Source organism: Denitromonas iodatirespirans, assembly GCF_018524365.1.
GTDB classification, from domain to species: Bacteria; Pseudomonadota; Gammaproteobacteria; order Burkholderiales; family Rhodocyclaceae; genus Nitrogeniibacter; species Nitrogeniibacter iodatirespirans.
In genome coordinates this window covers 57,806-81,019 of record NZ_JAEKFT010000022.1, presented here as the reverse complement: position 1 = coordinate 81,019, position 23,214 = coordinate 57,806, and the positions used below count along the sequence as shown (strand labels likewise).

The window sequence follows — 23,214 nt, the reverse complement described above, 5'->3', positions numbered from 1 at the left end:
TCTCTCCTCGGTCGCGCTCAGCGCTCTTCGGGCCAATACAACCGCATCGGATTGTCCACCAGCAGTTTGCGCTGCAATTCGGCGGAGGGTGCGATGTGGGGAATGAAATCGACCAGCAGGCCGTCGTCGGGCATGTGGTCCTTCAGGTTCGGGTGCGGCCAGTCGGTGCCCCACAGAACGCGATCGGGGAAGCTTTCCACCACGCGGCGCGCGAAGGGAACCACATCACGATAGGCAGCCTGCTCGCCGACCAGCGCCTTGGGGCCGGTCACGGACAGGCGCTCGGGGCAGCTCACCTTGCTCCACACGTTCGGGTGCTCGCGCATGAAGCGGAGGAACAACTCAAACTCCGGGCCATCCACCGGTTTGCTCACGTCCGGGCGCCCCATGTGGTCCACCACCACGGTGGTCCGCAAGGTGGTGAAGAAGTCCCACAGTTCGGGCAGATCCTGCGCCTCGAAGTAGATCACCACATGCCAACCGAGCGTGGCGATGCGCGCAGCGATCTCCATCAACTCGTCCTTGGGGGTGAAGTCCACCAGCCGCTTGACGAAGTTGAAGCGCACGCCGCGCACGCCGGCCGCGTGCATCTGCTGTAGTTGCTCGTCGCTCACCGAGCGGCGCACCGTGGCCACGCCGCGCGCCTTGCCACCCGAGGCGAGGCAGGCATCCATCATGGCACGGTTGTCGGCGCCATGGCAGGTGGCCTGCACGACTACGTTGCGGGCAAAGCCGAGGTGGTCGCGCAGAGCGAACAGCTGCGCCTTGCTCGCATCGCAGGGGGTGTACTTGCGCTCCGGGGCGTAGGGGAATTCCGCCCCTGGGCCGAACACATGGCAGTGGGCATCCACCGCCCCGGCGGGCAGCACGAAGCGCGGTTTGCTCGGACCGGCATACCAGTCCAGCCAGCCGGGCGTTTTCTCGAAGGTGTCGGGCAGTGCAATCGTCATGGGGTTTCCTGGGCTCCGGTAGATCGTGCGGCGAGGATGCGGTCGGCCTCCAGCCGCCAGTCTCTGCTGCGGGAGAAGGCGGGGTCCGTGCGCTCGCCGAACACGCCTGCCGCCGCCAGGTCGGCCATCCATGCCTGGCGTTCGGCCGTGCCCCAGGCGGAGAACGGGTCGAGCCCCGCCTCACGCACTGTCGCCGCCACCTCGAACATCTCCTCGCTGCGCCGCCGGCCATGCGCGATGACACGGCCGAAGAAGTAACTCGCCTGGCTCTCCCAGTCGATGCCGGGAAAGGTTTCATGCAGCGAGGCGATCACCGCCGCCTCGACGCCGTAGGCCCGGGCAGCGGTGAAGCTTTCGATCACCATCGCCTCCAGGCCCTTGATCATGATGCTGCGGCACATCTTGGTGGCCGAGGCGACGCCGAGCCGATCGCTCGCCACCGTGGCCGCGAAGCCGAGCACATTGAGCCCCGGGCACAAGGCCGCGGCCGACGTCCCGCCCAGCAGCATCGGCACCCGGCTGCGATACGGCGGCACGCTGGTCATCACCGCGCCCTCGACATACCGCCCACCGGCGGCATCGACCATCGCCGCCGCGCGTTGCTTGGCGCCCGGCGAGGCGGAGTTGAGGTCGAGAAAGAAGGCGTCGGTGCGCAGGGCCGCCGCGCAGGCGCTCGCCGCCGCCTCCGTCTGACGGGCGGTCACCGCGCAGATCACCAGATCGGCCCGAGCGACCGCGTGCGCATGGTCCGTGGCCAGGCGCACGCCGTGGCTTTCGGCATGGGCACGCAAGGGGGGCGCACTGGCCGCATCCGCCAGCTTGAGATCGTAGGCGAACACCGACACGCCGCGGGCGCGCAAATCTTCGGCCAGGATGCGGCCGACCTCGCCGTAGCCGACAAGGGCGACCTGCCAGTCCGAGGGATCAGGGGTTAGGGACATGCTTCATCCTGAATGGATGGCCGCTGCAAACCGGCATGGCCATCACCCATTGCCAATCACCAATCACCGGCTTAATCGATGTACTTGAGGCCGGCCTTGGCCAACGGTTCGCGCAGCGAATACATGTCGAGCCCCAGCTCGCCGGCGGCGAAGCGCTCGCGCTTGGCGGTCTCGTTGGCCTCGCGCGCGGCGGCGGCCTCGGCCACCTGGGCGGCGACTTCGCGCGGCACCACCACCACGCCGTCGTCATCGGCCACCACCACGTCGCCCGGATGGACCAGCGCACCCGCGCACACCACCGGCACGTTCACCGAGCCGAGCGTGGCGCGGGTGCAGCCCTTGGCATGGATGGCGCGGCTGAACACCGGAAAGCCCATGGCGGTCAGGTCCTTCACGTCGCGCACGCCGCCGTCGATGACCAGCCCCTTGGCGCCGCGCGCCTTATAGGAAGTGGCCAGCAGATCGCCGAAGAAGCCGTCGGTGCTGTCGGCGGTGCAGCCGGCCACCACCACGTCGCCGGGCTGGATCTGCTCGGCCGCCACATGCAGCATCCAGTTGTCGCCGGGCTGCAGCAGCACGGTGACGGCGGTGCCGCACAGGTAGGCGCCGGCGTAGATCGGGCGGATGGTGGGCTTCATCAGGCCGGCTCGGCCGAAGGCTTCGTGAATGGTGGCCACGCCGAACTGCGACAGGCGCGCGACCACGGCGGGGTCGGTGCGCTCGATGTTGCGTTTGACGATGCCCAGGTTGTTGATGCTCATGAATATCTCCAAGTTCGAAGGCCGCAGCGATCCGCGCTTGACCACTTCCCCATCACCAATCACCGCCCTGCCGCTTTGAGCGCGGCATCCAGGCGCGGATAGACGCGGCGGGCATTGCCCTCGTACACCTTGTAGCGATCCTCGGCCGACAGGTTCAGCGTGGCTTCGATGTAGCGCTTGGTGTCGTCGAAGGGGTGGCCGGTTTCCGGATCGATGCCGCGCACCGCGCCGATCATCTCGGAGGCGAACAGGATGTTGTCCACCGGGATCACCTGGGTGAGCAGATCGATGCCCGGCTGGTGATAGACGCAGGTGTCGAAGAACACGTTGTTCATCAGGTGCTCGGCGAGCAGCGGCTTGTCCAGCGCCTGGGCCAGCCCGCGGAAGCGGCCCCAGTGGTAGGGCACCGCGCCGCCGCCATGCGGAATGACGAACTTGAGCGTCGGGAAGTCGCGGAACAGATCGCCCTGGAGCAACTGCATGAAGGCCGTGGTGTCGGCGTTCAGATAATGGGCGCCGGTGGTGTGGAAGCACGCATTGCAGCTGGTGCTGACATGGACCATGGCCGGGATGTCGTACTCGACCATCTTTTCGTAGATGGGGTACCAGTGGCGGTCAGTCAGCGGCGGGCTGGTCCAGTGGCCGCCCGAGGGGTCCGGATTGAGGTTGATGGCGACGAAGCCGTATTCCTTGACGCATTTTTCCAACTCGGGGATGCAGCTGGCCGGATCCACGCCCGGGCTCTGCGGCAGCATGGCGGCGCCGATGAAGTAGTCCGGGAACAGCTGGCTGACCCGGTAGCACAGCTCGTTGCAGATCGCCGCCCAGGTGGCGCTCACGTTGAAATCGCCGATGTGATGGGCCATGAAGCTGGCGCGCGGGCTGAAGATGGTCAGGTCCGAACCGCGCTCGAGCATCTTCTTGAGCTGGTTGGATTCGATGGTCTCGCGCAGCTCGTCGTCGGAGATCTTGAGCTCGCTGAGCGCGGGCATCGCGGACGGATCCTTGATGCCGGCGATCTGGCGGTTTCGCCAGTCCTCGAGCGCCTTGGGCGCGGTCGTGTAGTGACCGTGAATGTCGATAATCACAGCGTCTGACTCCTTGAATGAGCAATACCCGGCACCGCCGGCCCCATGCCCTGTCGTTGCTTGGCCGCCACCGCGTCGGGGGAATTCATGAACGCGAGCATCTCGCGCACCGCCGCAGCCCGCGCCGTGCCGGCGCAGATGCCGGCGGAAAACGTCGTCACGATCTGGATGGCCGGCGGCAGATCGCCGACCACCTCGATACCGTCCGCATGGATCAGCTCCGAGCGCTGCTGGAAGCCGAGCGCCACTCGCCCATCCGCCACCAGCGACGCGACCGGCTCGCCCGGTGCGGCACACACCAGCCGCCCCGCCATGCGCTCGGCAATGCCCCAGCGCGCGAACAAGTCGGTCAGCGCCCGGCCGCTCGGGCCGGTCGAGTAGCCGACGCGGTCAGCCGCCAGCACGGCGGCACGTACCGACGCCTCGGTGCTCAGGTCCGGATGCGCCTGGCCGGCCCGCACCGCCACGGCCACGCCCGAGCACAGCAGGTCGACCCGCCCGCCGGGCATGACATGCCCCGAGGCCATCAACTGCTCGATCGCGTCCGACGCCAGCACCACCACGTCGAAGCGCTCGCCGGATCGCACGCGCTGCGCCACCTCGACGCCGCCGCCGGCCGCGAAGCGCACCGGGCAGCCCGAGCGCGCGGTATAGGCCTCGGCCAGCTCGGCCAGCACCAGCCGCGGGGCCATGGAAGAGATCCCGAGCAGGGGCGTCATGCGGGCACTCCGGCATCCGGACGCACCGACGCGGACAGCCTCTGGAGAAAGCGTGATCGCATGGGTTTCATGGTCTGGATTGTGGTCACTCCCATCCCGACACAACAGCCCGAGCCCTCGCTATCAGCTAGATAAAACAGGCATACCTCAAGCAAAAAAAGAACTTTTTAGACGCTTATACATCGCATGACTTGCCCCCGGAGCCATTTCAATCTGTTATATGTACACCCTAGGTATTCACCAAGTGGACGGCACGACATGGACCTCAAGCAGATCGAATACTTCGTGCGGGTGGCCGAACTGGGCAGTTTTACCCACGCCTCCGTCGCCCTCGACATCGCGCAGCCCGCGCTGAGCCGGCAGATCCGGCGGCTCGAGATCGAGTTGCGCCAGCCGCTGCTGCTGCGCAACGGGCGCGGCGTGACGATGACCGAAGCCGGCAAGATCATGCTCGAACACGGCCGCGGCGTGCTGCATCAGGTCGAGCGCATTCGCGAAGAACTCTCTCGCGCGCGCGGCGGTTATGTCGGCCGTGTCGCCGTCGGCTTGCCGCCGAGCCTGGCGCGGGTGCTCACGGTGCCGCTCACCCGCGCCTTCCAGACCGCGATGCCGGATGCGATCCTGACCATCAGCGAGGGCCTGTCGGTCACCATGCAGGAATCGATCGCCCAGGGCCGGCTGGATGTGGCCCTGATCTACGACAGCCGGCCGTCGCCGGAGATCGAGATCCACCCGCTGACCAACCAGGCCTTGCACCTGCTGCAATCGAGCCGCCATGCCAGCGACACCGGCCCGATCGACCTCGAAGCGGTGGCCAAGCTGCCGCTGATCATGCCCAGCCGGCCCAACGCCATCCGCATGCTGGTCGAGCATGAACTGGCCACGCGCGGGCGCCGACCCCGCATCGCCATCGAAGCCGACGCCATCCCTGCCATCCTCGATCTGGTCGCCGACGGACTCGGTGCAGCCATCCTCCCGGCCAGCGCGCTTCACGCCTTCGGCCGCGACACGGATTTCCATCTGCGGCCGATCCAGAACCCCGCGCTGGTCGCGCGCCTGGCCTGGGCGGTCAGCGCGCGTCGCCCCATGACGCAGGTGCAGCGCAACCTCGTCGAACTGATCGAAACCCAGGTGCGCACCCTGCTGCCCGGCACCTGAGGCGCGGCGTCATTCCAGGATGACGCCGCGCGCCGACAACACGCCCAGGCCGACCCGCGCCCCGCCGCCCGGCAGCTGCCCCGACGGCGCCACCTCCAGCTCGCCGATCACCATCGTCTCGGTGCGGGCAAGCCGCTCCCGCAGCGCCCTGCGGCTCGCTGGCCGCTCGCTCCGCCCCAGCGCATCGAGCACCACGCGCAGGTTCAGGTAGGCCTCGAGGCCGGGGTGGGTCATCCCGTACGCGTGCTCCGAGATATCGCTTCTGAACTGGCTGGCCAGCGCCGATGACAGAGATTCCGGGTTCGGCACCACCGTCGTGAATCCGAAGGTCTTGCCGCGAAAGGTGCCGATGCTCAGCGCCAGCGACGCATCCGACAGCGAGGCGATCACCGCCGGCAGCCGCGGCTTGTCGTGCAGCACGATATCGCCCAGAACAACAACGGACGGCGCCGTCAGATCGAGCAGCAAGACCGACGGCGGGTTCGCCTCAAGCGCCTCGATGGCCTTGCCCATGGACGCCTTGGTCGGCGCCACTTCGATCGTCCGGCTGGCGACTGCACGCATCTCCAGCGCCTCGGCCAGCGCCCGCGCTTTGGCCGGCAGGCTCGCACCGTCGGACAGCACGACGACCGACTGCGTGCCCATGGTCGCCAGTTGGCGCGCCAGGGCCTCCGCCTCGGCGGCATACGAGGCGCGCACCGGGAACACATGCGCGGGCGAGCCCCGCAGCTCCGGCGCGCCGGAGAACGTCCCCACCAACGCGGCATCCTGCGCGACCACCCGTTTCTGCGCTTCGATGCAGCGCCGATCGCCGATGCAGTTGATGACCGCCAGCACCTTGTCCTCCGTCAGCAGCCGCTGGACATTCCGCGCATAGTCCTCGACGCTGCCGTCGTCCTTGAGCGTGACGAGCTCGATCGGCACGCCCTGGATGCCGCCGCGCGCATTGACAGCGGCGACCAGCGCATCGGTGGTGTAAGCGATGCTCGCCGAAATCTTGTAGCTATCCGGCATGTCGGACAGCGACTGGCCGATGCGCAGCGTCTGAGCCATGCCGACGCCGGGCCACACCGCCGCCGCCACGACCAGGGCATGTAAACGTCGCCGCCACCGCCCACCGCCGCCACATCCGTGCATCGCCGGCGTGCACCCGTCGTGGCATCTCTGAGGGGTATCCAATCGTCCTGCCTCCTGTGCTAGCGCGGTGCGGACCGTCACTGGCCGCACTCTCGTGTGAACCAGAATATTTCCCCACCCCCGGCTGACTCATACCCAGGTCGACATAGCAGCTAGAGCGCCTCGGCATTCGACGGCCCGGCACGACGCCTGCGGCCCCCACCCACCCGGCCCCGGAGCGACGGCCGACCCCACCGCTTCGGCGCTCACGGCAAGTCATGGCGAAGTCGCTCGGACACCTTTCGGCACAAGGCATTCAGCCCGTCGCGCGCCCCACGCCGGCCCGACACGAGCACGACATCGACATACGCCGCAGCCACCGCTTCGCCGTACTTTCCGCGCCGGGCCGGGTGCCACCTGTGCGCCGCGCAGCGGCCGGTGCGGGTTTAAAGCTTCGGGCAACACCACCGTATAAGGGCCACATAGCGCGGCTCCGCATCCCCATGCGCGGCCCCGACACAACCAGGAGACCCCCCACATGCTTCGATTGACCGTTCGCCTCAAGCTCCATCTGCTGATCACCACCGCGATCGCGGCGCTGGCGCTGGTGGGGCTTGGAGGCTGGCTCAGCATCGAACGCCTCGGCTCAGCCCTGCAGGAGATCAGCGAACGCAGCCTGCCCGCGGTCAGCGCGCTGGGCGCCCTGCGCTCGGCCCGCCTGCAGGCCGCCAAGGCCATGCAGGACGGCGTCGCCTGGCGCCCGCAGCAATACGAGGAGCAGGACGACATGAGCGACATGCTGGAGGAAGGCAAATACATCTTCACCGACCTGATCGCCCAGACCAACACGGCGAATGCCACGGCGGACAAGGCCTTCGCCACCTACGACGCGCTGCCGAAACCGGCGGAGGAAGCCGAAAAGTGGTCGCAGTTCAAGGCCGTGTGGGAGGACTTCAAACTCACCGACCAACGCCAGATGGAAGTCGCCCAGGCGGTGGCCGACGCCGACAGCTGGAGCCGCATCTCGACCCACTACGCGGTGTTTGCTTCGCAGACCGCCCAATGGACCGGCACGCTGTCCCGGCTTCTGCCGATCCTCAAGGAATTGATCGACTTCCAGGTGAGCGCGGCCGACGCCCAGCGCGCCGAGGACGAGGCCGCCATCCAGAGCACCCACCAGCTGATGCTGGCCGTCATCGCACTGGCCACCCTGCTGCTGATCGGGCTCGGCCTGACCGTCGCCCGCAGCGTCATCTCGGCCTTGCACGCGATCCGCTCGACCATCTCGGAGATCGCTCACAGCAACGACTTCACCCGCCGCGCCAAGGTCGACGGACATGACGAGGCGGCCCAGACCGCCCACGCCTTCAATCAGCTGCTCGAGCGCATCCACCAGTCCCTGCGCGAAGTGAGCGCCAGCACCCACACCGTCAGCGAGGCGGCCACCCAGGTGCTGGCTGTCTCGCACCAGGTGACCGACGCTGCCGGCAAGCAGCGCGAAGCGGCCACGCAGATGGCCGACACCGTCGAGGGCATGACCACCGGCATCAGCCAGATCAGCCTCAACACGCGCGATGCGCTGGGCCGCGCCGAAGAGGCCCGGGCAGCCGCGAACGCCGGCGCCGACAGCATCGGCCAGACCACCCGCGAAATGGAACGGGTGGCCGCCGAAATCACCCGCGCCGGTCAGACGGTGGGCGAGCTGGGGGACAAATCGGAAAGCATCTCCAACGTGATCGGCGTGATCCAGGAGGTGGCCGATCAGACCAACCTGCTGGCGCTCAATGCCTCGATCGAAGCGGCGCGCGCCGGCGAGCACGGCCGCGGCTTCGCCGTCGTGGCCGAGGAGGTGCGCAAACTGGCCGAACGCACCGCCACCTCGGCCGGGCAGATCGCCGACATCATCCAGTCGATGCAGTCGGCCGCGCGCAGCGCGGTCGGCCATGTCGGCGCGGTGGTGGCGCGGGCGCAGGACAGCCGCAGCCTCTCCGAATCGGCCGCGGGCCAGATCCTGCAGATCCGCGACAGCACCCACCAGGTGACGGCGGTGGTAGACCAGGTGGCCGCCGCGCTCGCCCAGCAAGACCAGGCCGCCAGCGGCATCTCCCAACGGGTCGAGGCCATCGCCCGCATGAGCGAAGACAACTGCGTCGCCGGCGAGCGCACCGCCGCGGTGTCCAAGGATCTCGACCAGGCCGCGCGGGCGCTGCGCGAAAGCGTCGCACGCTTCACGATCTAGACGCCCCCCCAAGCCGCCACGCCCGTCGGGGGAGACGGGCGCCCTTCGACGCTTACAGGTCGATGACCAAGCGGCCGCGCGCACGCGAGCAGCAGGGCAGGAACTGGTCGTTGGCGGCCCGCTCGTCTTCGGTGAGATAGGCGTCACGGTGGTCCGGCGTGCCTTCCAGCACCCGTGTCAGGCAGGTGCCGCAGACACCCTGTTCGCACGACACCGGCACATCGACGCCGGCCGCATGCAGCGCGGCGACGGCGCTCTGGCCGGCGGCCACTTGCACGGTGATGCCGGTTTGCGCCAGCGCCATTTCAAAGGCCCCGCTGTCGCCCTCGTCGTCATGCACCGGCGCGGCGAAGAACTCGCGATGCAGCCGTGCCTCCGCCCAGCCTTGGGCGCGCGCGGTGTCGAGCACCGCCTCGATGAAGCCGGCCGGCCCGCACACATACAGATGGGTCTGCGGCGATGCCTCCGCCAGGGTCGCGGCGATATCGAGCTTTTGCGCCGCATCGCCGTCGTCCAGGTGCAGCAGCACCCGGTCGGCAAAGGCCGCCCCGGCCAGGCGGGTGCGAAACGCCATGCGATCGGCGCTGCGCGCGCAGTAGTGCAGATCGAAAGATCCCGCCCCCGCCGCCAGCGCTTCGGCCATGCACAGGATCGGCGTCACCCCGATGCCCCCGGCCAACAGCAGGTGATGCCCGGCGTTCTCGTCCAGCGCGAAGTGGTTGCGCGGCGCGCTGATCTGCAGCGTGTCGCCCGCCTGGACGGCATCATGCATGGCCGCCGAGCCGCCCCGCGAGTTCGGATCGCGCAGCACGCCGATCAGGTAGCGATGCGTCTCCGACGGCGCATTGCACAGGGAATACTGGCGCACCAACCCACCGGGCACATGCACATCGAGATGCGCGCCGGCGGCAAAGGCCGGCAGTGCACCGCCGTCGGCAGCGACCAGTTCGAAGGTGCTCACCTCGGCCGTCTCGGCCTGCCGCGCCGCCACGCGGACTGTCAGCAGCGTCTCGCTCATGCGCTGGTCACCTCCGCTTCGCCCGCGCTGTCGGCCGCGATCATGCGGTCGATGACCCGCCGTGCCTGCACGCCGCCCGTGTCGATGTTGAGTTTGAGCAGGTTGCGGCCGGGCCATTCGAGCAGGTTCTGCTGCTGGCGTTCGAGCATTTCCAGGTCTTCGCTGAAGATCTTGCCCTGCCCTTCGCGGATGGAATCGGTGAGGGCCGCGTCGCCGGGGCGGAAATCGCGCGCCATGCCCCAGAAATACCAGATCGAGGTCTCGGTCTCGGGGGTGATGAAATCGACCACCAGGCTGGAGGCCTTCTTGTCCGTCGGTGCCTCATGGCCGCCATGGCCGGCCAGCGCCACGCCGACCTCGATCATCACATGCGAGGGCGGCGTGAAGTGGCAGATCTGCCAGCGGTCGACCGGTTGATCGTCCGGCAGCCCGTTGGCGCGCAGCGCCATCTGCCAGAACGGCGGCGCGATGATGTTTTCCATGAACCGGCTGGTGATCACCTCGTCGCCTTCGGTGCGGGTCCGGCAGGGCGATTCGTCGATCTCGGCCTGGCCGATGCTGGTCGAATGCACATAGGTCTCGTGGGTCAGGTCCATCAGGTTGTCGACCATCAGGCGGTAGTCGCACTTGATGTGATAGAGGCCGCCGCCGTAGGCCCAGTCGGCATTGCCCGACCACACCGGCTGGTGGATCAGCGCCGGATCGGCCTTGTCCGGGTCGCCCGGCCACAGCCAGATGAAGCCATGACGCTCGACCACCGGATAGCTGCGGTTGGCCGGAAAGCCGCCCACCCGCTGGCCCGGCATCGAGTGCGCCTTGCCGTTACAGCCCATGGCCAGCCCGTGATAGCCGCACACCAGCTTGCCGTCGACCACCTTGCCCAGGGACATGGGAGCACCGCGATGGGGGCACCAGTCCTCGACCGCGGCAACCTGGCCGCCCTCGCCGCGGAAGAAAGCGAGCGGCAGCCCGCAGATGCGGCGCCCGAGCGGCTTGTCGTCGATTTCGCTGGCCATGGCCGCCACGTACCAGGCATTTTTCTGGAATGTCATGTTGTCGTCCTCACGTTGGTGTTGGTGCGCCTTGGCCGGCGCGAATCGTTTTATCGGGTCGGGTCACTTGCGTACCGGGGCGGCATCGCGCGGCCCCTGGATCAGGCAGCCGCCGGGGATCAGGCCGATCACCGCCGGGTTGTCGAGCACATGTTCGAGGTTCCGGTGGGCGATGCGCGCATGCTCGCGCATCAGCGCTTCGGCCCGGCCGCCCTCGCGCTGGGCGATCGCCTCGATCACCGCGGCATGTTGTGCATTGGCAATCGTCAGCGTCCGGCGCGCATCGGCCGATGCCGCCTGCACCCGCACGAATCCGTTGGCCGAGGCGAAGGGCAGCGCGTTGGCACGCACCACCTGACGCTGCACCACCTCGCTGCCGCTGGCGCCGGCCAGGGCATCGTGGAAACGGGCATTGGCCTCGACATAGGCGGCAAAGCGCGCCTCGTCGAGCTCGCCTGAGGCCAGCAAATCGTCGATCTCGCGCACGCAGCCCTGCAAAACCGACAGGGCCGCCCGGCCGACGCCACGCTCGGCCGCCAGCCGCGCGGCCAGCCCTTCCATCACCCCGCGCACTTCGATCGCGTCGCGGATCTCGGCGGCCGAGAAGGCCCGCACCCGGAAGCCGCCCGACCGGATCGGCTCGATCAGGCCTTCTTCCTGCAAGCGGATGAGCGCGGCGCGGATCGGCGTGCGGGAGATGCCGGTGGCTTCGGCCACCGCCGGCTCGGCGATGCGCTCGCCAGCCGGCAGTTGCCCGGAGAGAATCATCTCGCGCAGTCTCAGCAGCGCCCGAACCGTCTGGGAACCGCCGTCTTCACCCTGCCGTGCCTTGCTCGTCATCGCTGGATGTCCTGTGGTCATGCCACGAAGCCCAGGCCTCGTGTATACACTTCCAATATAAACAGATGAATCCAGGCACAACAAAGCCTATTTTTGCCATAGCTGTATACACAATTTGTGTATACCTCGGCGAACCCCCTCTCAAGGAAACGCCGGGCCGTCCCAGGTTTCCTTGACCCCCTCGGGGGGCGAAGCCCGGCCTTGGGGGCGCTCAGAGGCTCAGTCTTTCGCCTGCACCTCCTCCAGCTTCTTGATCCGGTAGGCCAGCCGTGAGCGGGTCAGCCCCAGCAAGCGGGCGGCCGCCGATACATTGCCGTCCGCACGTTCGACCGCGGCGCGTACCAGCTGCGCTTCCAGGGCATCGAGCGAGGGGCCGTCGCCACCGGTCGGGGCGAACTGGCGAAAGCGTTCGAGCAGCACCTCGGCATCGCCGTCGGCCAGCGGCGATTCGCCCGCCAGCGCGCCTTGCCGATCGACGGAATAGAGCAGATCGCGGGTGGTCTCCTCGTCGCGCAGGATGTGCGGCAGATCGATGACCCCGCCGTCCTCGGCCACGATCACGCCCCGCTCGACCAGGTTCTGCAGCTCGCGCACATTGCCCGGGAAGCGGTAGTTGAGCAGGGTGCGCACCACCCGCGGGGTGAAGCCGCGCACCTGGCGCTCGTGCATCTCGTTGTAGTGACGCAGGAAGTGGTTGAGCAGGAGCGGGATGTCCTCGCGCCGCTCGCGCAGCGGCGGCAATTTGACCGGAAACACGTTGAGCCGATAGAACAAGTCCTCGCGAAAGCGCCCTTCGGCCACCGCCTTGCGCAGGTCTTCGTTGGTCGCCGCCACCACGCGCACATTCACCCGCGTGCTGCGCGTGCCCCCCACCCGCTCGACGACACTCTCCTGCAGGGCCCGCAGCAGCTTGCCTTGCGATGTCAGGCTGAGGCAGCCGATCTCGTCGAGAAACAACGTGCCGCCGTCGGCCCGCTCGAAGCGTCCCGGTCGCGAGCTGACCGCCCCCGTGAAGGCACCCCGCTCCACGCCGAACAGTTCCGACTCGACCAGGTTCTCGGGGATCGCCGCGCAGTTGATCGAGATGAACGGCGACTCGGTGCGCGGGCTGATGGTGTGCAGCATCTGCGCAAACAGCTCCTTGCCCACGCCGGACTCGCCCACAAACAGCACCGTGGCGCGCGTCGGTGCCACCCGGCGCAGCATCTGCGCCGCCGCGTTGAAGGCGGACGACACGCCGACCAGGCGGCGGTCGGCCAGCGGCGGCAGTTCGGAGCCGGCAACCGGCAGCACCGCCGCCTCGATCTGGGCCGCGCTGTCGTGCGCCACCCCGGCAAAGCCCTCGGCGTTGAGGTAGCGCAGGTCTTCGCTGACATCGCCCCATTGGTCAGCAGTGCGCCCCAGTACCCGGCAAACCTCGTGCCCCATCGAGCGGCATTCGACTTCGCGAAAGATGGTGAGCTTGCCCAGCAGCGTGGTGACATAGCCCATCGCGTAGCCCAGCTGCATCCAGCACGCAGGTTCGGTACCGACGCCATAGGCCGCGATGTGCTGATCGTCTTCGCTGGAGTGATGCCAGAGGAACTCCCCGTTGTAGGTGCCGCGCGGCGGATCGAACTCGAGCTTGACCACCTCGACCTTGACCACCCCCTCGAGCGAATGCAGGCGCGTGCCCGCCACGAAGATGGCCGCCGGGTCGGCATCGACCCAGCGCTCGCGCACCAGTTGCGCGTCCTGCACGCCAGACACGTAGCCGGCGCGCGTCAGCAGGCCCCGCGCCCGCTCGTGGCCCAGGCGCTCGATCAGCTCCCGGCGCAAGGCCCCCAGGCTGGTGTTGTGGACCAGCACCATGCGCTGATCGTCGAGCCAGATGCGCCCGTCGCCTGGCGAGAAGAACAGGCACTCGGTCAGGTCCTGCAAGGTCGGCCCGGCGTCGTCGCGCACCGCCTTGCCGTCACCGGCGCTCAGCTGGCCTTCACGCGCGCGGGTGACCTCCGCCAGGGAAACACGTCGTCTGCTCATGCGGTCGCTCCGGGGTATTCACAAAATTGAACATCAGGCCGCCTGATATTAACAATTTTATCAACCCATCAGAAACACTTTTGTTTACCGCGTCGCACATCGGCACGCCCTTTCCGTCGTCATAGCGCCAAACCTTGCTGGCACGGCAGCACATGGTGCGGCGCAGCAGTTTGACTCATCACCATGGCTGGCACGGCGCTTGCGCTAGCGATGTCGTTCGCGGAGCTGATCGCCCGCATCCGATGGGTGACCGCACCACGGCTCCGGAACGGCGTCGCGAACGGCTACTGCGAGACATGACGAGGATATTCGAGATATCAAATTATTCACATTTGATCTTTTAGTAATGCCAATTTGTTATAGGCGATAGCCAGCCTGACCGCTATTGGAGCACCAGCCGGTGCACCCAGAATGGCATCAAAACCAAGCGCGGCCCGTCGCCGGTTCAGTGACGGCAGCACCGCAGAATTTGAGGAGACACTCCGTGCCGCAAACGAACACAGCCAGCCTGCTTGCCGAACACCCCTGGGCGGGCAAGACCTTTTCCGGGGAATGGACCGTTCCGACCGGCGGCAGGCAATCGGTCATCGAGCCGGCCACCGGTGACGTGCTGACCGAGGTCGGCATGGCCAACGCCGCCGACATCTCGATCGCCTGCCGCAGTGCGTCCGATGCCCAGGCCGCCTGGGCCGCGACCGATCCGCGCGAGAAGTCGCGCATCTTTCTCGCGGCGGCTGCGGCGATCGAGGCCGACAAGGACGCTCTGGCCCGCTACATCGCTCGCGAGACCGGCGGCATCCTGCCCAAGGCGGAGCATGAGGTCCGCGAAGCGGTCTTCATCCTCCAGCGCGCCGCGGCCATGGCCATCGACAGCCAAGGCCTGGTGCTGCCCTCGGGCCCCGGCCGACTGTCCTATGCGCGACGCGTACCGCACGGCGTGGTCGGCGTCATCTCGCCCTTCAACTTCCCGCTGATCCTGTCGATCCGTGCCGTCGCCCCGGCCCTGGCGGCCGGTAACGCGGTGGTGCTCAAGCCCGATCCGCGCACGCCCGTCACCGGCGGCTTCATCACCGCCCTGGCCCTGCAGCGTGCCGGGCTGCCGGCGGGTGTGCTGCACGTGCTGCCGGGCGCCGGCGATGCCGGCGAAGCCTTGTGCACCGACCGCCATGTGAAGATGATCGCCTTCACCGGCTCCACCGCCATCGGCCGCCGGGTGGGCGAGCTGGCCGGCAAGCACCTGAAGAAAGTGGCCCTGGAACTGGGGGGCAAGAACGCGCTCATCGTGCTCGAAAACGCCGACCTGGACCTGGCCGCCAGCAATGCCGCCTGGGGCGCCTGGCTGCACCAGGGGCAGATCTGCATGGCCTCGGGCAAGATCCTGGCGCACGCCTCCATCGCCAAGGCATTGACCGAAAAGCTGGCCGAGAAGGCCCGCCATCTGCCGGTCGGCAACCCGGCCAACGGCAACGTGGCACTCGGACCGCTGATCAACGCCCAGCAATGCCAACGGGTGGCCGGCATCGTCGCCGACAGCGTCGCCGCCGGCGCCACACTGGAAGCCGGCGGCACGGCCGACGGCGCCTTCTATGCGCCGACCGTGCTGTCGGGCGTGACACGCCAGATGCGGGCCTTCCGCGAGGAATTCTTCGGCCCGGTGGCCAGCGTCATCGCCTTCGACACCGACGACGAGGCCGTCGAACTGGCCAACGACACCGAGTACGGCCTGTCCGCCGCGGTCATTTCGCGCGACGTGGGCCGCGCCATGGCCATCGGCGATCGCCTGAACACCGGATTGCTGCACATCAACGACCAGACGGTCGCCGACGACTGCGTCAATCCCTTCGGCGGCTGCGGCGATTCGGGCAACGGCGGCAGCGTGGGCGGGCCGGCCGATCGGGACGAGTTCTCGCACTGGCAGTGGGTCACGGTCAAGCGAGAGCCCTTGCCGACGCCCTTCTGATTTTTTTCCCCATGCACCACAAGACGACGGTCAGGCATCACGCCCAAGCCGCACACAACCGCAACAAGGAGGCACCATGACTCATCCTCAGTGGAGACGCTCGACCCTCGCCACGGCCATCGCCGCCAGCGTGGCGACCCTTTGTTTCGCCCCGTCCGCCCAGGCGATGAAGTTCGACACGAACAACCCCGATCTCAAGCTGCGCTGGGACAACACCTTCAAGTACAGCGCGGGCTTCCGGCTCAAGGACCGCTCGGATCTGCTGGTGAACGACGCCAACTATGACGACGGCGACCGCAACTTCGACAAGGGTCTGATCTCGAACCGCATCGACTGGCTGACCGAATTCGACGTGCGCTACAAGAACATCGGCGCACGCCTGTCCGGCGCGGCCTGGTACGACTCGGTGTACAACCAGTCGAACGACAACGACTCGCCCTTCACCAACAACGGCACCCGCCAAGACAACGACGAGTTCCCCGACGAGACGCGCAAGCTGCATGGCCGCAATGCCGAACTGCTCGACGCCTTCGTCTTCGGCAACTTCGACCTGGGCAGCCTGCGCACCAACCTGCGCCTGGGCCAGCACTCGCTGGTATATGGCGAAACCCTGTTTTTCGGCGCCAACGGTATCGCCGATGCGCAAGGCCCGATCGATCTGGTCAGGCTGCTGACCGTGCCCAGCTCGCAGTTCAAGGAAGTGCTGCGTCCGGTGCCGCAGGTGTCCGGCACGCTGCAGATCGCGCCGGGCCTGTCGCTGGGCGCCTACTACCAGTTCCGCTGGGAAGAAACCAAGCTCCCGGGCGTCGGCAGCTACATGTCGAACATCGACTGGGCCGGTGACGGCACGCAGTCGCTGATCGCCGGTCCGGGGACGCTCTGGAACAAGGCCGACGACATCGATCCGAAGAACAGCGGCCAAGGCGGCATGCAGTTGCGCTGGAGCCCCGAGGGCAGCGACTTCGAGTACGGTCTCTACGCCGCGCGCTATCACGCCAAGACACCGTCGAGCTTCTACTTCGACCCGGTCGGCCAGACCATTCGCACGGTGTACGGCCAGGGCATTCGCACTTTCGGTGCCAGCGCCACCACCTCGATCGGCCAGCTGAACCTCGCCGCCGAGGCCTCGGTCCGCCACAACGCCCCGCTCAACGGCGATCCGCAGGTCGTGCTGTATGCCTTGGGCGGCACTGGCGACAATGATCGGGACATCCGCTACCCGGTCGGTAAAACCGCCCACGCCAACCTGTCGGGCATCTACGTGCTGCAGCCCAACGCGCTGTGGGAAGGCGGTTCCTTCCTGTTCGAACTGGCCTGGAACCGCGTGCTGTCAGTGACCAAGAACAAGGCCGCGCTCGACCCCAACACCACGCGCGATGCCTGGGGCGGCCGCATGATCTTCTCGCCGGCCTACTTCCAGGTGCTGCCGGGCCTCGACATCGAGGTGCCGATCGGCCTGGGCTACAACTTCGCCGGCCGCTCCGGCGCCATCGCCAACTTCAACGGCGGCGCCTCCTACGGCGGAGATTTCAGCCTCGGGCTGAACGGCACCTACCAGAACACCTGGAAATTCGGCGTGAGCTACGTGCGCTTCATCGGTGACGAATTCAGCTTCGTCACCCCGCAGAACTCGGCCGGTCCGGTGCTCTCGTTCAAGCAGACGCGCAAGGACCGCGACTTCATCAGCTTCAACATCCAGCGCACTTTCTGATTCCAACGGAGACATATCACATGAAGATCGCATTGCGAACGATCACCGCCACCCTGGCCATCGCATTCAGCGCCCACGGGGCACTGGCCGCGGTATCGGCCGACGAGGCCGCCAAGCTCGGCACCACCCTGACGCCCCTGGGCGCCGAGAAGGCCGCCAATGCCGACGGCAGCATCCCGGCCTGGAGCGGCGCCTACACCAAGGTTGCACCGGGCTACAAGAACGGCGCACCGCGCCCCGACCCCTTTGCCGGCGAGAAACCGAAGTTCTCGATCACCGCCGCCAACCTGGCCCAGCACGCCGACAAGCTGAGCGACGGCGTCAAGGCGCTGTTCGCCAAGAACCCGGATTTCCGCATCGACGTGTATCCGACCCACCGCACCGGCGGCGCACCGCAGTGGGTGTACGACAACGTCAAGAAGAACGCCACGAACGCCAAGCTCGAGGATGAGAACTCGGTCTCCGGCGCCGTCGGCGGCGTGCCCTTCCCGATTCCGAAGGACGGGGTCGAGGTGATGATGAACCACCGCCTGGGCTGGTCGGGTCAGTCGATCGAATATGCGCTGCGCACCTTCATCGTCACCGCCGACGGCCGTCGGGCGCTGGCCAGCGAGGGCGAAGAACAGATCCAGAACCCCTACTACATCAAGGATGCCTACAAGGGCTACTTCCAGATCGGTCGCTTCATCGTCTCCGGCCCGGCCTCCAAGACCGGCGAAGCCATCCTGGTGCACTTCTCCGCCGACAAGAACGTGCCGCGCAGCATCTGGCAATACCTGGTCGGCCAGCGCCGGGTGCGCAAGGCACCGTCGGTCTCCTACGACACGCCCGATTTCGTGACCTCCGGGGTCGGCCTGTTCGACGAGGCCTTTATGATGTTCGGCCCCATCGACCGCCACGAGTACAAGCTGGTGGGCAAGAAGGAGATGGTCATCCCCTACAACAACAACGGCGCCGCACTGGCCAAGATCGATGAGCTGATGGGGCCGAAGTTCCTCAACCCCGACCATGTGCGCTGGGAGTTGCACCGCGTGTGGGAGGTGGAGGCCACGCTCAAGGACGGCAAGCGTCACACCGTGCCCAAGCGCAAGTACTACCTCGACGAGGACACCTGGCAGATCTCGCTGTTCGACGGCTGGGATGCCAAGGGCGACCTGTGGCGCATGAACTACGCGCTGGGCTACCTGATCCCCGAGCTGCCCGCGCATGTCAGCGGCGTGATGTGGGGTGGCTACGACCTGCAGACCGGCGCCTACTACTACAACGCCGCCATGAACGAGGCCTTGCCGCACTACCGTATCCATGAGCCGCGGACGGAATCGCTCTGGAGCCCCGAGGAACTCGCCAACCAGGGGGCACGCTGAACGTAGGGCGGGCTTCGGCCGGCCGGCTCCCTCCTCCGGCTTAGAGCCGCGCTGGGGCCCGCCCTACCCCTGACCGACAGCGAAAGACGACGACGGATATCGACATGAAACGAATTCTCATAGCCGCAGCATGCGCCCTGGCGAGCGGCATCAACGCCGCCGCCGAGGCCCCTGCGGCACCCGCGGTGCTCGAACGCCCCGCCCTGAAAACCTCGCGCGCCCAGCACATGGCCATGCTCGCGATCACCCGCGCCGGGGCACGGCTGGTGAGCGTCGGCGAGGCCGGCGTGGTGCTGCTCTCCGACGACGATGGCAAGACCTGGCGCCAAGCGGATGTCCCGGCCTCGGTATCGTTGACCGCCGTCCAGTTCGTCGACGACAGCACCGGCTACGCCACCGGCCACATGGGCGTGGTGCTCAAGACCACCGACGCCGGCGCTCACTGGAAAACGTTGCTCGACGGCATCCGCGCCGCCGAACTGACGCTCAAACACGCACAGGCGGCACACGCCGCCCTGCCGGCCGAGGCCGACGCCGATCGCGTCAAGGCCGCGGACCGACAACTGAAAAACGCCGAGTTGCTGGTCGCCGACGGCCCCGACAAGCCCTTTCTCGGCCTGCATTTCAGCGACGCCGACAACGGCTTCGTGTTCGGCGCCTACAACCTGATCCTGCGCACCCGCGACGGCGGCAAGACATGGACGCCGTGGAACGATCGCGTCGCCAACCCGCGCGGCCTGCATCTGTACGGCATGACCTCCGCCCAGGGCCGGCTCTTCCTCGCCGGCGAGCAGGGCCTGCTGCTGCGCGCCGATGCCGACGGCGCCCGCTTCGCCCCCATCGACTCCCCCTACAAGGGAAGCTACTTCGGCATCGAGCGCAGCGGCGACGTGGTGGTGGCCTACGGCCTGCGCGGCAACGCCTTTCGCTCGACCGACGGCGGCGACAGCTGGCAGAAGGTCGACGCCGGCGTGAATGCCTCGATCTCCGGTGCGGTCGCCCTGCCCGACGGCGGCCTGATGCTGCTCAGCCAGCGCGGCGATCTGCTCGTGGCCACGGACCCGCGGGGCCATTTCGACCTCCGACGCGCCGAACCGCCGCTGCCGCTGGCCGGCCTGGCCATCGCCCGTGACGGCACCCCGGTCGCCGCCAGCCTGGCGGGCGTGCAACGACTCGCCCCCGTCACCCCATAACAACAAGAAGACATCCCCCAGGAGACACCGCCTTGCATTCCGACACTCTCGCCACCCACCCGGTGATCGCCCGGCTGGAAGACTTCGACACCCGCTCGGGCACGCTGGCCGAACGGCTGCTGTTCAACAACCGGCGGCTCATCGTGCTGCTGTGCCTGCTCGCCAGCGTCTTCCTCGGCTGGCAGTCGATGCGCATCGAGCTGAACGCCAGCTTCGAGAAGATGATCCCGACCGGTCACCCCTTCATCGCCAACTTCCTCGAACACCGGGCCGACCTGGCGGGGCTGGGCAACTCGCTGCGCATAGCCGTCGAGGCACGCGACGGCACGATCTTCGACAAGACCTACCTCGACACCCTCGCCAAGATCAACGACGAGGTCTATCTGCTGCCCGGCGTCGATCGCCCCTACATGAAATCGCTGTGGACGCCGGCCACCCGCTGGATCGCCGTCACCGAAGAAGGCCTCGACGGCGGCACGGTGATCCCCGACGACTACGACGGCTCGCCCGACAGCCTGGCGCAAGTGCAAGCCAACGTGCAGCGCTCGGGCGAGATCGGCCAACTGGTGGCGGGCAACTTCAAGTCCAGCATCATCTTCGTACCGCTGCTCGACAAGGATCCGAAAACCGGCGAAGCGCTCGACTACGCCGACTTCTCCACGCAGCTGGAGAACATCCGCGCCAAATACGAGAACACGCCGCTCCCGGCGCTGAGCCGCCTCAAGCCGGGAGTCGCCCCCTCGGGGGGCAGCGCCGCGGCGGACGCCGCAAGCGTGGGGGCCGTCAAGATCCACATCACCGGTTTTTCCAAGATCGTCGGCGATCTCATCGACGGCCTCAAGCAGGTGCTGTGGTTTTTCGTGCTCGCGGTCGGCATCGTCACCGCGGTGCTCTACGGCTACACCCGCTGCGTGCGCAGCACCTTGCTGGTGATGGGCTGCTCGCTGGTCGCCGTGCTGTGGCAGTTCGGCCTGCTGCACCTGTTCGGCTACCAGCTCGACCCCTACTCGATCCTGGTGCCCTTCCTGGTGTTCGCCATCGGCGTGTCGCATGGCGCGCAGAAGATGAACGGCATCATGCAGGACATCGGCCGCGGCACCCACAAGGTGGTCGCCGCCCGCTACACCTTCCGCCGCCTGTTCCTGGCCGGGCTCACCGCCCTGCTGGCCGACGCCGTCGGCTTCGCGGTGCTGACCATCATCGACATCCAGGTGATTCAGGACCTGGCCGCCATCGCCAGCATCGGCGTGGCCGTGCTGATCTTCACCAACCTCATCCTGCTGCCCATCCTGCTGTCCTTCACGGGCGTGTCGCCCAAGGCCGCGACACGCAGCCTGCGTGCGGAGGCGGCAGGGGTGGAATCGGCCTCGAAACTGTTCGCCTTCTTCGGCCTCTTCACCCAGCGCCGCTGGGCGACGATCGCCGTGCTCACCGGTCTGGCGATGGCCATCGGCGGCTACGCGGTCAGTCTCAAGCTGCAAGTGGGCGACCTGGATCCGGGTGCGCCGGAACTGCGCCCCGACTCGCGCTACAACAAGGATTCGGCCTTCATGGTGAGCAACTACGCCGCCAGCGCCGACATCTTCGTGGTCATGATCAAAACGCCCGAAGACCAATGCACCCGTTACGAAGTGCTCTCCTCGGTGCGTGACCTGGGCCGCCAGCTCGAACAGCTGCCGGGGGTCGAGTCGGTCAATTCGATGGCCAACCTGTCGCGCTTCGCCATGGTCGGTTACAACGAGGGCAACTTCAAATGGCTGGAGTTGATCCCCAACAACGCCGCCCTGGGCGCCGTGCAGACCCGTGCGCCGCGTGAGCTGTTCAACCAGGGCTGCTCGCTGCTGTCGCTCTATGTGTATCTCAAGGACCACAAGGCCGACACGCTGAACGGCGTGGTCGAAGTGGCCCAGGCCTATGCCCAGACCCACAGCACCGAACAGGCGCAGTTCATGCTCGCCGCCGGCAGTTCCGGCATCGAGGCGGCCACCAACATCGTGGTCAAGAAGGCCATGCACGACATGCTCTACTGGGTGTATGGCGCGGTGATCATCCTGTGCTTCGTCACCTTCCGCTCCTGGCGGGCGGTGGTCGCCGCGGTGCTGCCGCTGATGCTCACCTCGGTGCTGTGCGAGGCCTTGATGGTGGCGCTCGGCATGGGCGTCAAGGTGGCCACGCTGCCGGTGATTGCACTGGGTGTCGGCATCGGGGTGGACTACGCCCTCTATGTGCTCTCGGTGATGCTGGCCGGGCAGCGCAACGGGCTGTCGCTGAGCGAGTCCTATCACCGCGCGCTGACCTTCACCGGTCGGGTGGTGCTGCTCACCGGCGTCACGCTGGCTGCCGCCGTGGCGACTTGGGCCTTCTCGCCCATCAAGTTCCAGGCCGACATGGGCATCCTGCTCGCCTTCATGTTCGTCTGGAACATGTTTGGCGCGCTGATCTTCCTGCCGGCACTGGCGTACTTCCTGCTGAAGGACAAGGCGATGCAGCCCGAAGGCGCCACGCAGAACGCCGCCCCCCACGCGGCGGCCCACGCCCCCGGCGCGGCCGGTGGCCAGCCCAACGCGCCGCTTTCGGCGGAATCGGCATGATCCGCCAGCGGCCCTTGATTCGTTGAAACCAGCGGGGCCCGCCCCGTCGCTTGACGCGACAGCGGGCCCCTTCACCACCCACGATCAGGAACGACAAGAACCGAAAAACGGCAAGGAGATAGAGGGCCGCATGCCTGACCCACCAGGCAAACCGCCTCCCCCATGGATCATGAAACAGTCGATCAATCCGCTCCCCCGGTCGCTCGCGGACGCTTTTCCGAACCGGCGTCTCGGCCCCGGCCTGTCCTGCGTGTCTGCCGCGCTGGGCTTGGTGGTGCGCTACCGGGCACTGCAAAAGCCTGCCTACCCGAAAGACGGGACCGCGCAGGCCTTGATCGTCTTGACCCAGTGGCTCATTGCGCCAGCGTTGCTGGGGTGGCGATCCTGGCTGGCGGCGGTCGTGGCGCATCGGCCCGCTCGCACCCACGTCGCCTGCCCGACCGAAGCACCCCGTTTCTCGCCACCTTGAAGCATGGCGAACCACTCACGAT

At 67.3% G+C, this 23,214-nt stretch carries 18 protein-coding genes; 8 read left to right on the top strand and 10 right to left on the bottom strand.

The window, feature by feature from the left end; all coding sequences use genetic code 11:
* Positions 1 to 17: 17 nt before the first annotated feature.
* From I8J34_RS17415 to I8J34_RS17395, 5 genes are all read right to left on the bottom strand, one after another.
* A complete protein-coding gene (locus I8J34_RS17415) occupies positions 18 to 950 on the bottom strand; it encodes an amidohydrolase family protein (RefSeq protein ID WP_230411891.1) in 933 nt (310 codons plus the stop codon).
* Positions 947 to 1,891, bottom strand: coding sequence for a DUF1932 domain-containing protein (locus I8J34_RS17410; protein ID WP_214362909.1), 945 nt, complete (start codon positions 1,889 to 1,891; stop codon positions 947 to 949). The genes I8J34_RS17415 and I8J34_RS17410 overlap by 4 nt, the downstream gene beginning before the upstream one ends.
* Before the next feature lie 71 nt (positions 1,892 to 1,962).
* Positions 1,963 to 2,652 carry a 4-carboxy-4-hydroxy-2-oxoadipate aldolase/oxaloacetate decarboxylase gene (gene ligK, locus I8J34_RS17405; RefSeq protein ID WP_214362908.1) on the bottom strand — a complete coding sequence of 230 codons (690 nt, stop codon included), beginning with the start codon at positions 2,650 to 2,652 and terminating at the stop codon, positions 1,963 to 1,965.
* 59 nt (positions 2,653 to 2,711) lie between these two features.
* Positions 2,712 to 3,740, bottom strand: coding sequence for an amidohydrolase family protein (locus I8J34_RS17400; RefSeq protein ID WP_214362907.1), 1,029 nt, complete (start codon positions 3,738 to 3,740; stop codon positions 2,712 to 2,714).
* A complete protein-coding gene (locus I8J34_RS17395) occupies positions 3,737 to 4,459 on the bottom strand; it encodes a substrate-binding domain-containing protein (RefSeq protein WP_214362906.1) in 723 nt (240 codons plus the stop codon). Before I8J34_RS17395 ends, I8J34_RS17400 begins: the two co-directional genes overlap by 4 nt.
* Before the next feature lie 258 nt (positions 4,460 to 4,717).
* On the opposite strand from I8J34_RS17395, the gene I8J34_RS17390 reads away from it, so the two are divergent.
* Entirely contained in the window at positions 4,718 to 5,617 is a 900-nt protein-coding gene (locus I8J34_RS17390) for a LysR substrate-binding domain-containing protein (protein ID WP_214362905.1), read from the top strand.
* 9 nt (positions 5,618 to 5,626) lie between these two features.
* Here I8J34_RS17390 and I8J34_RS17385 read toward each other — a convergent pair whose 3' ends face one another.
* Positions 5,627 to 6,670 carry an ABC transporter substrate-binding protein gene (locus tag I8J34_RS17385; RefSeq protein ID WP_214362904.1) on the bottom strand — a complete coding sequence of 348 codons (1,044 nt, stop codon included), beginning with the start codon at positions 6,668 to 6,670 and terminating at the stop codon, positions 5,627 to 5,629.
* A gap of 601 nt (positions 6,671 to 7,271) precedes the next feature.
* Between I8J34_RS17385 and I8J34_RS17380 the strand changes: the two genes are divergently transcribed.
* Positions 7,272 to 8,972 (top strand): methyl-accepting chemotaxis protein, encoded by a 1,701-nt coding sequence (locus I8J34_RS17380; protein ID WP_214362903.1) that lies wholly within the window; start codon positions 7,272 to 7,274, stop codon positions 8,970 to 8,972.
* Between the two features lie 52 nt (positions 8,973 to 9,024).
* On the opposite strand, the gene I8J34_RS17375 is transcribed toward I8J34_RS17380, so the two are convergent.
* The 4 genes from I8J34_RS17375 to I8J34_RS17360 all read right to left on the bottom strand — a co-directional run bounded on the left by I8J34_RS17375 (position 9,025) and on the right by I8J34_RS17360 (position 13,904).
* Positions 9,025 to 9,990 carry a PDR/VanB family oxidoreductase gene (locus tag I8J34_RS17375; RefSeq protein WP_214362902.1) on the bottom strand — a complete coding sequence of 322 codons (966 nt, stop codon included), beginning with the start codon at positions 9,988 to 9,990 and terminating at the stop codon, positions 9,025 to 9,027.
* Entirely contained in the window at positions 9,987 to 11,042 is a 1,056-nt protein-coding gene (locus I8J34_RS17370; RefSeq protein WP_214362901.1) for a Rieske 2Fe-2S domain-containing protein, read from the bottom strand. The genes I8J34_RS17375 and I8J34_RS17370 overlap by 4 nt, the downstream gene beginning before the upstream one ends.
* Positions 11,043 to 11,105: 63 nt before the next feature.
* Positions 11,106 to 11,882 carry a GntR family transcriptional regulator gene (locus I8J34_RS17365; protein ID WP_214362900.1) on the bottom strand — a complete coding sequence of 259 codons (777 nt, stop codon included), beginning with the start codon at positions 11,880 to 11,882 and terminating at the stop codon, positions 11,106 to 11,108.
* A 219-nt stretch (positions 11,883 to 12,101) separates the two neighbouring features.
* A complete protein-coding gene (locus I8J34_RS17360; RefSeq protein ID WP_214362899.1) occupies positions 12,102 to 13,904 on the bottom strand; it encodes a sigma-54-dependent Fis family transcriptional regulator in 1,803 nt (600 codons plus the stop codon).
* Positions 13,905 to 14,388: 484 nt separating this feature from the next.
* On the opposite strand from I8J34_RS17360, the gene I8J34_RS17355 reads away from it, so the two are divergent.
* The 6 genes from I8J34_RS17355 to I8J34_RS17330 all read left to right on the top strand — a co-directional run bounded on the left by I8J34_RS17355 (position 14,389) and on the right by I8J34_RS17330 (position 23,192).
* Positions 14,389 to 15,864, top strand: a complete 1,476-nt coding sequence (locus I8J34_RS17355) for a benzaldehyde dehydrogenase (protein WP_230411890.1) — start codon at positions 14,389 to 14,391, stop codon at positions 15,862 to 15,864.
* Positions 15,865 to 15,940: 76 nt separating this feature from the next.
* Positions 15,941 to 17,575: a DUF1302 domain-containing protein gene (locus tag I8J34_RS17350; protein ID WP_214362898.1), complete on the top strand. Its 1,635-nt coding sequence runs from the start codon at positions 15,941 to 15,943 to the stop codon at positions 17,573 to 17,575.
* Between the two features lie 20 nt (positions 17,576 to 17,595).
* Positions 17,596 to 18,939 carry a DUF1329 domain-containing protein gene (locus I8J34_RS17345; RefSeq protein ID WP_214362897.1) on the top strand — a complete coding sequence of 448 codons (1,344 nt, stop codon included), beginning with the start codon at positions 17,596 to 17,598 and terminating at the stop codon, positions 18,937 to 18,939.
* A 104-nt stretch (positions 18,940 to 19,043) separates the two neighbouring features.
* Positions 19,044 to 20,132, top strand: a complete 1,089-nt coding sequence (locus I8J34_RS17340; RefSeq protein WP_214362896.1) for a WD40/YVTN/BNR-like repeat-containing protein — start codon at positions 19,044 to 19,046, stop codon at positions 20,130 to 20,132.
* 32 nt (positions 20,133 to 20,164) lie between these two features.
* Positions 20,165 to 22,723 (top strand): efflux RND transporter permease subunit, encoded by a 2,559-nt coding sequence (locus I8J34_RS17335; RefSeq protein ID WP_214362895.1) that lies wholly within the window; start codon positions 20,165 to 20,167, stop codon positions 22,721 to 22,723.
* A gap of 169 nt (positions 22,724 to 22,892) precedes the next feature.
* The gene (locus I8J34_RS17330; RefSeq protein WP_214362894.1) at positions 22,893 to 23,192 is read left to right on the top strand and encodes a hypothetical protein; all 300 of its coding nucleotides are present in this window, start codon (positions 22,893 to 22,895) and stop codon (positions 23,190 to 23,192) included.
* The last annotated feature ends 22 nt before the right edge of the window (positions 23,193 to 23,214 follow it).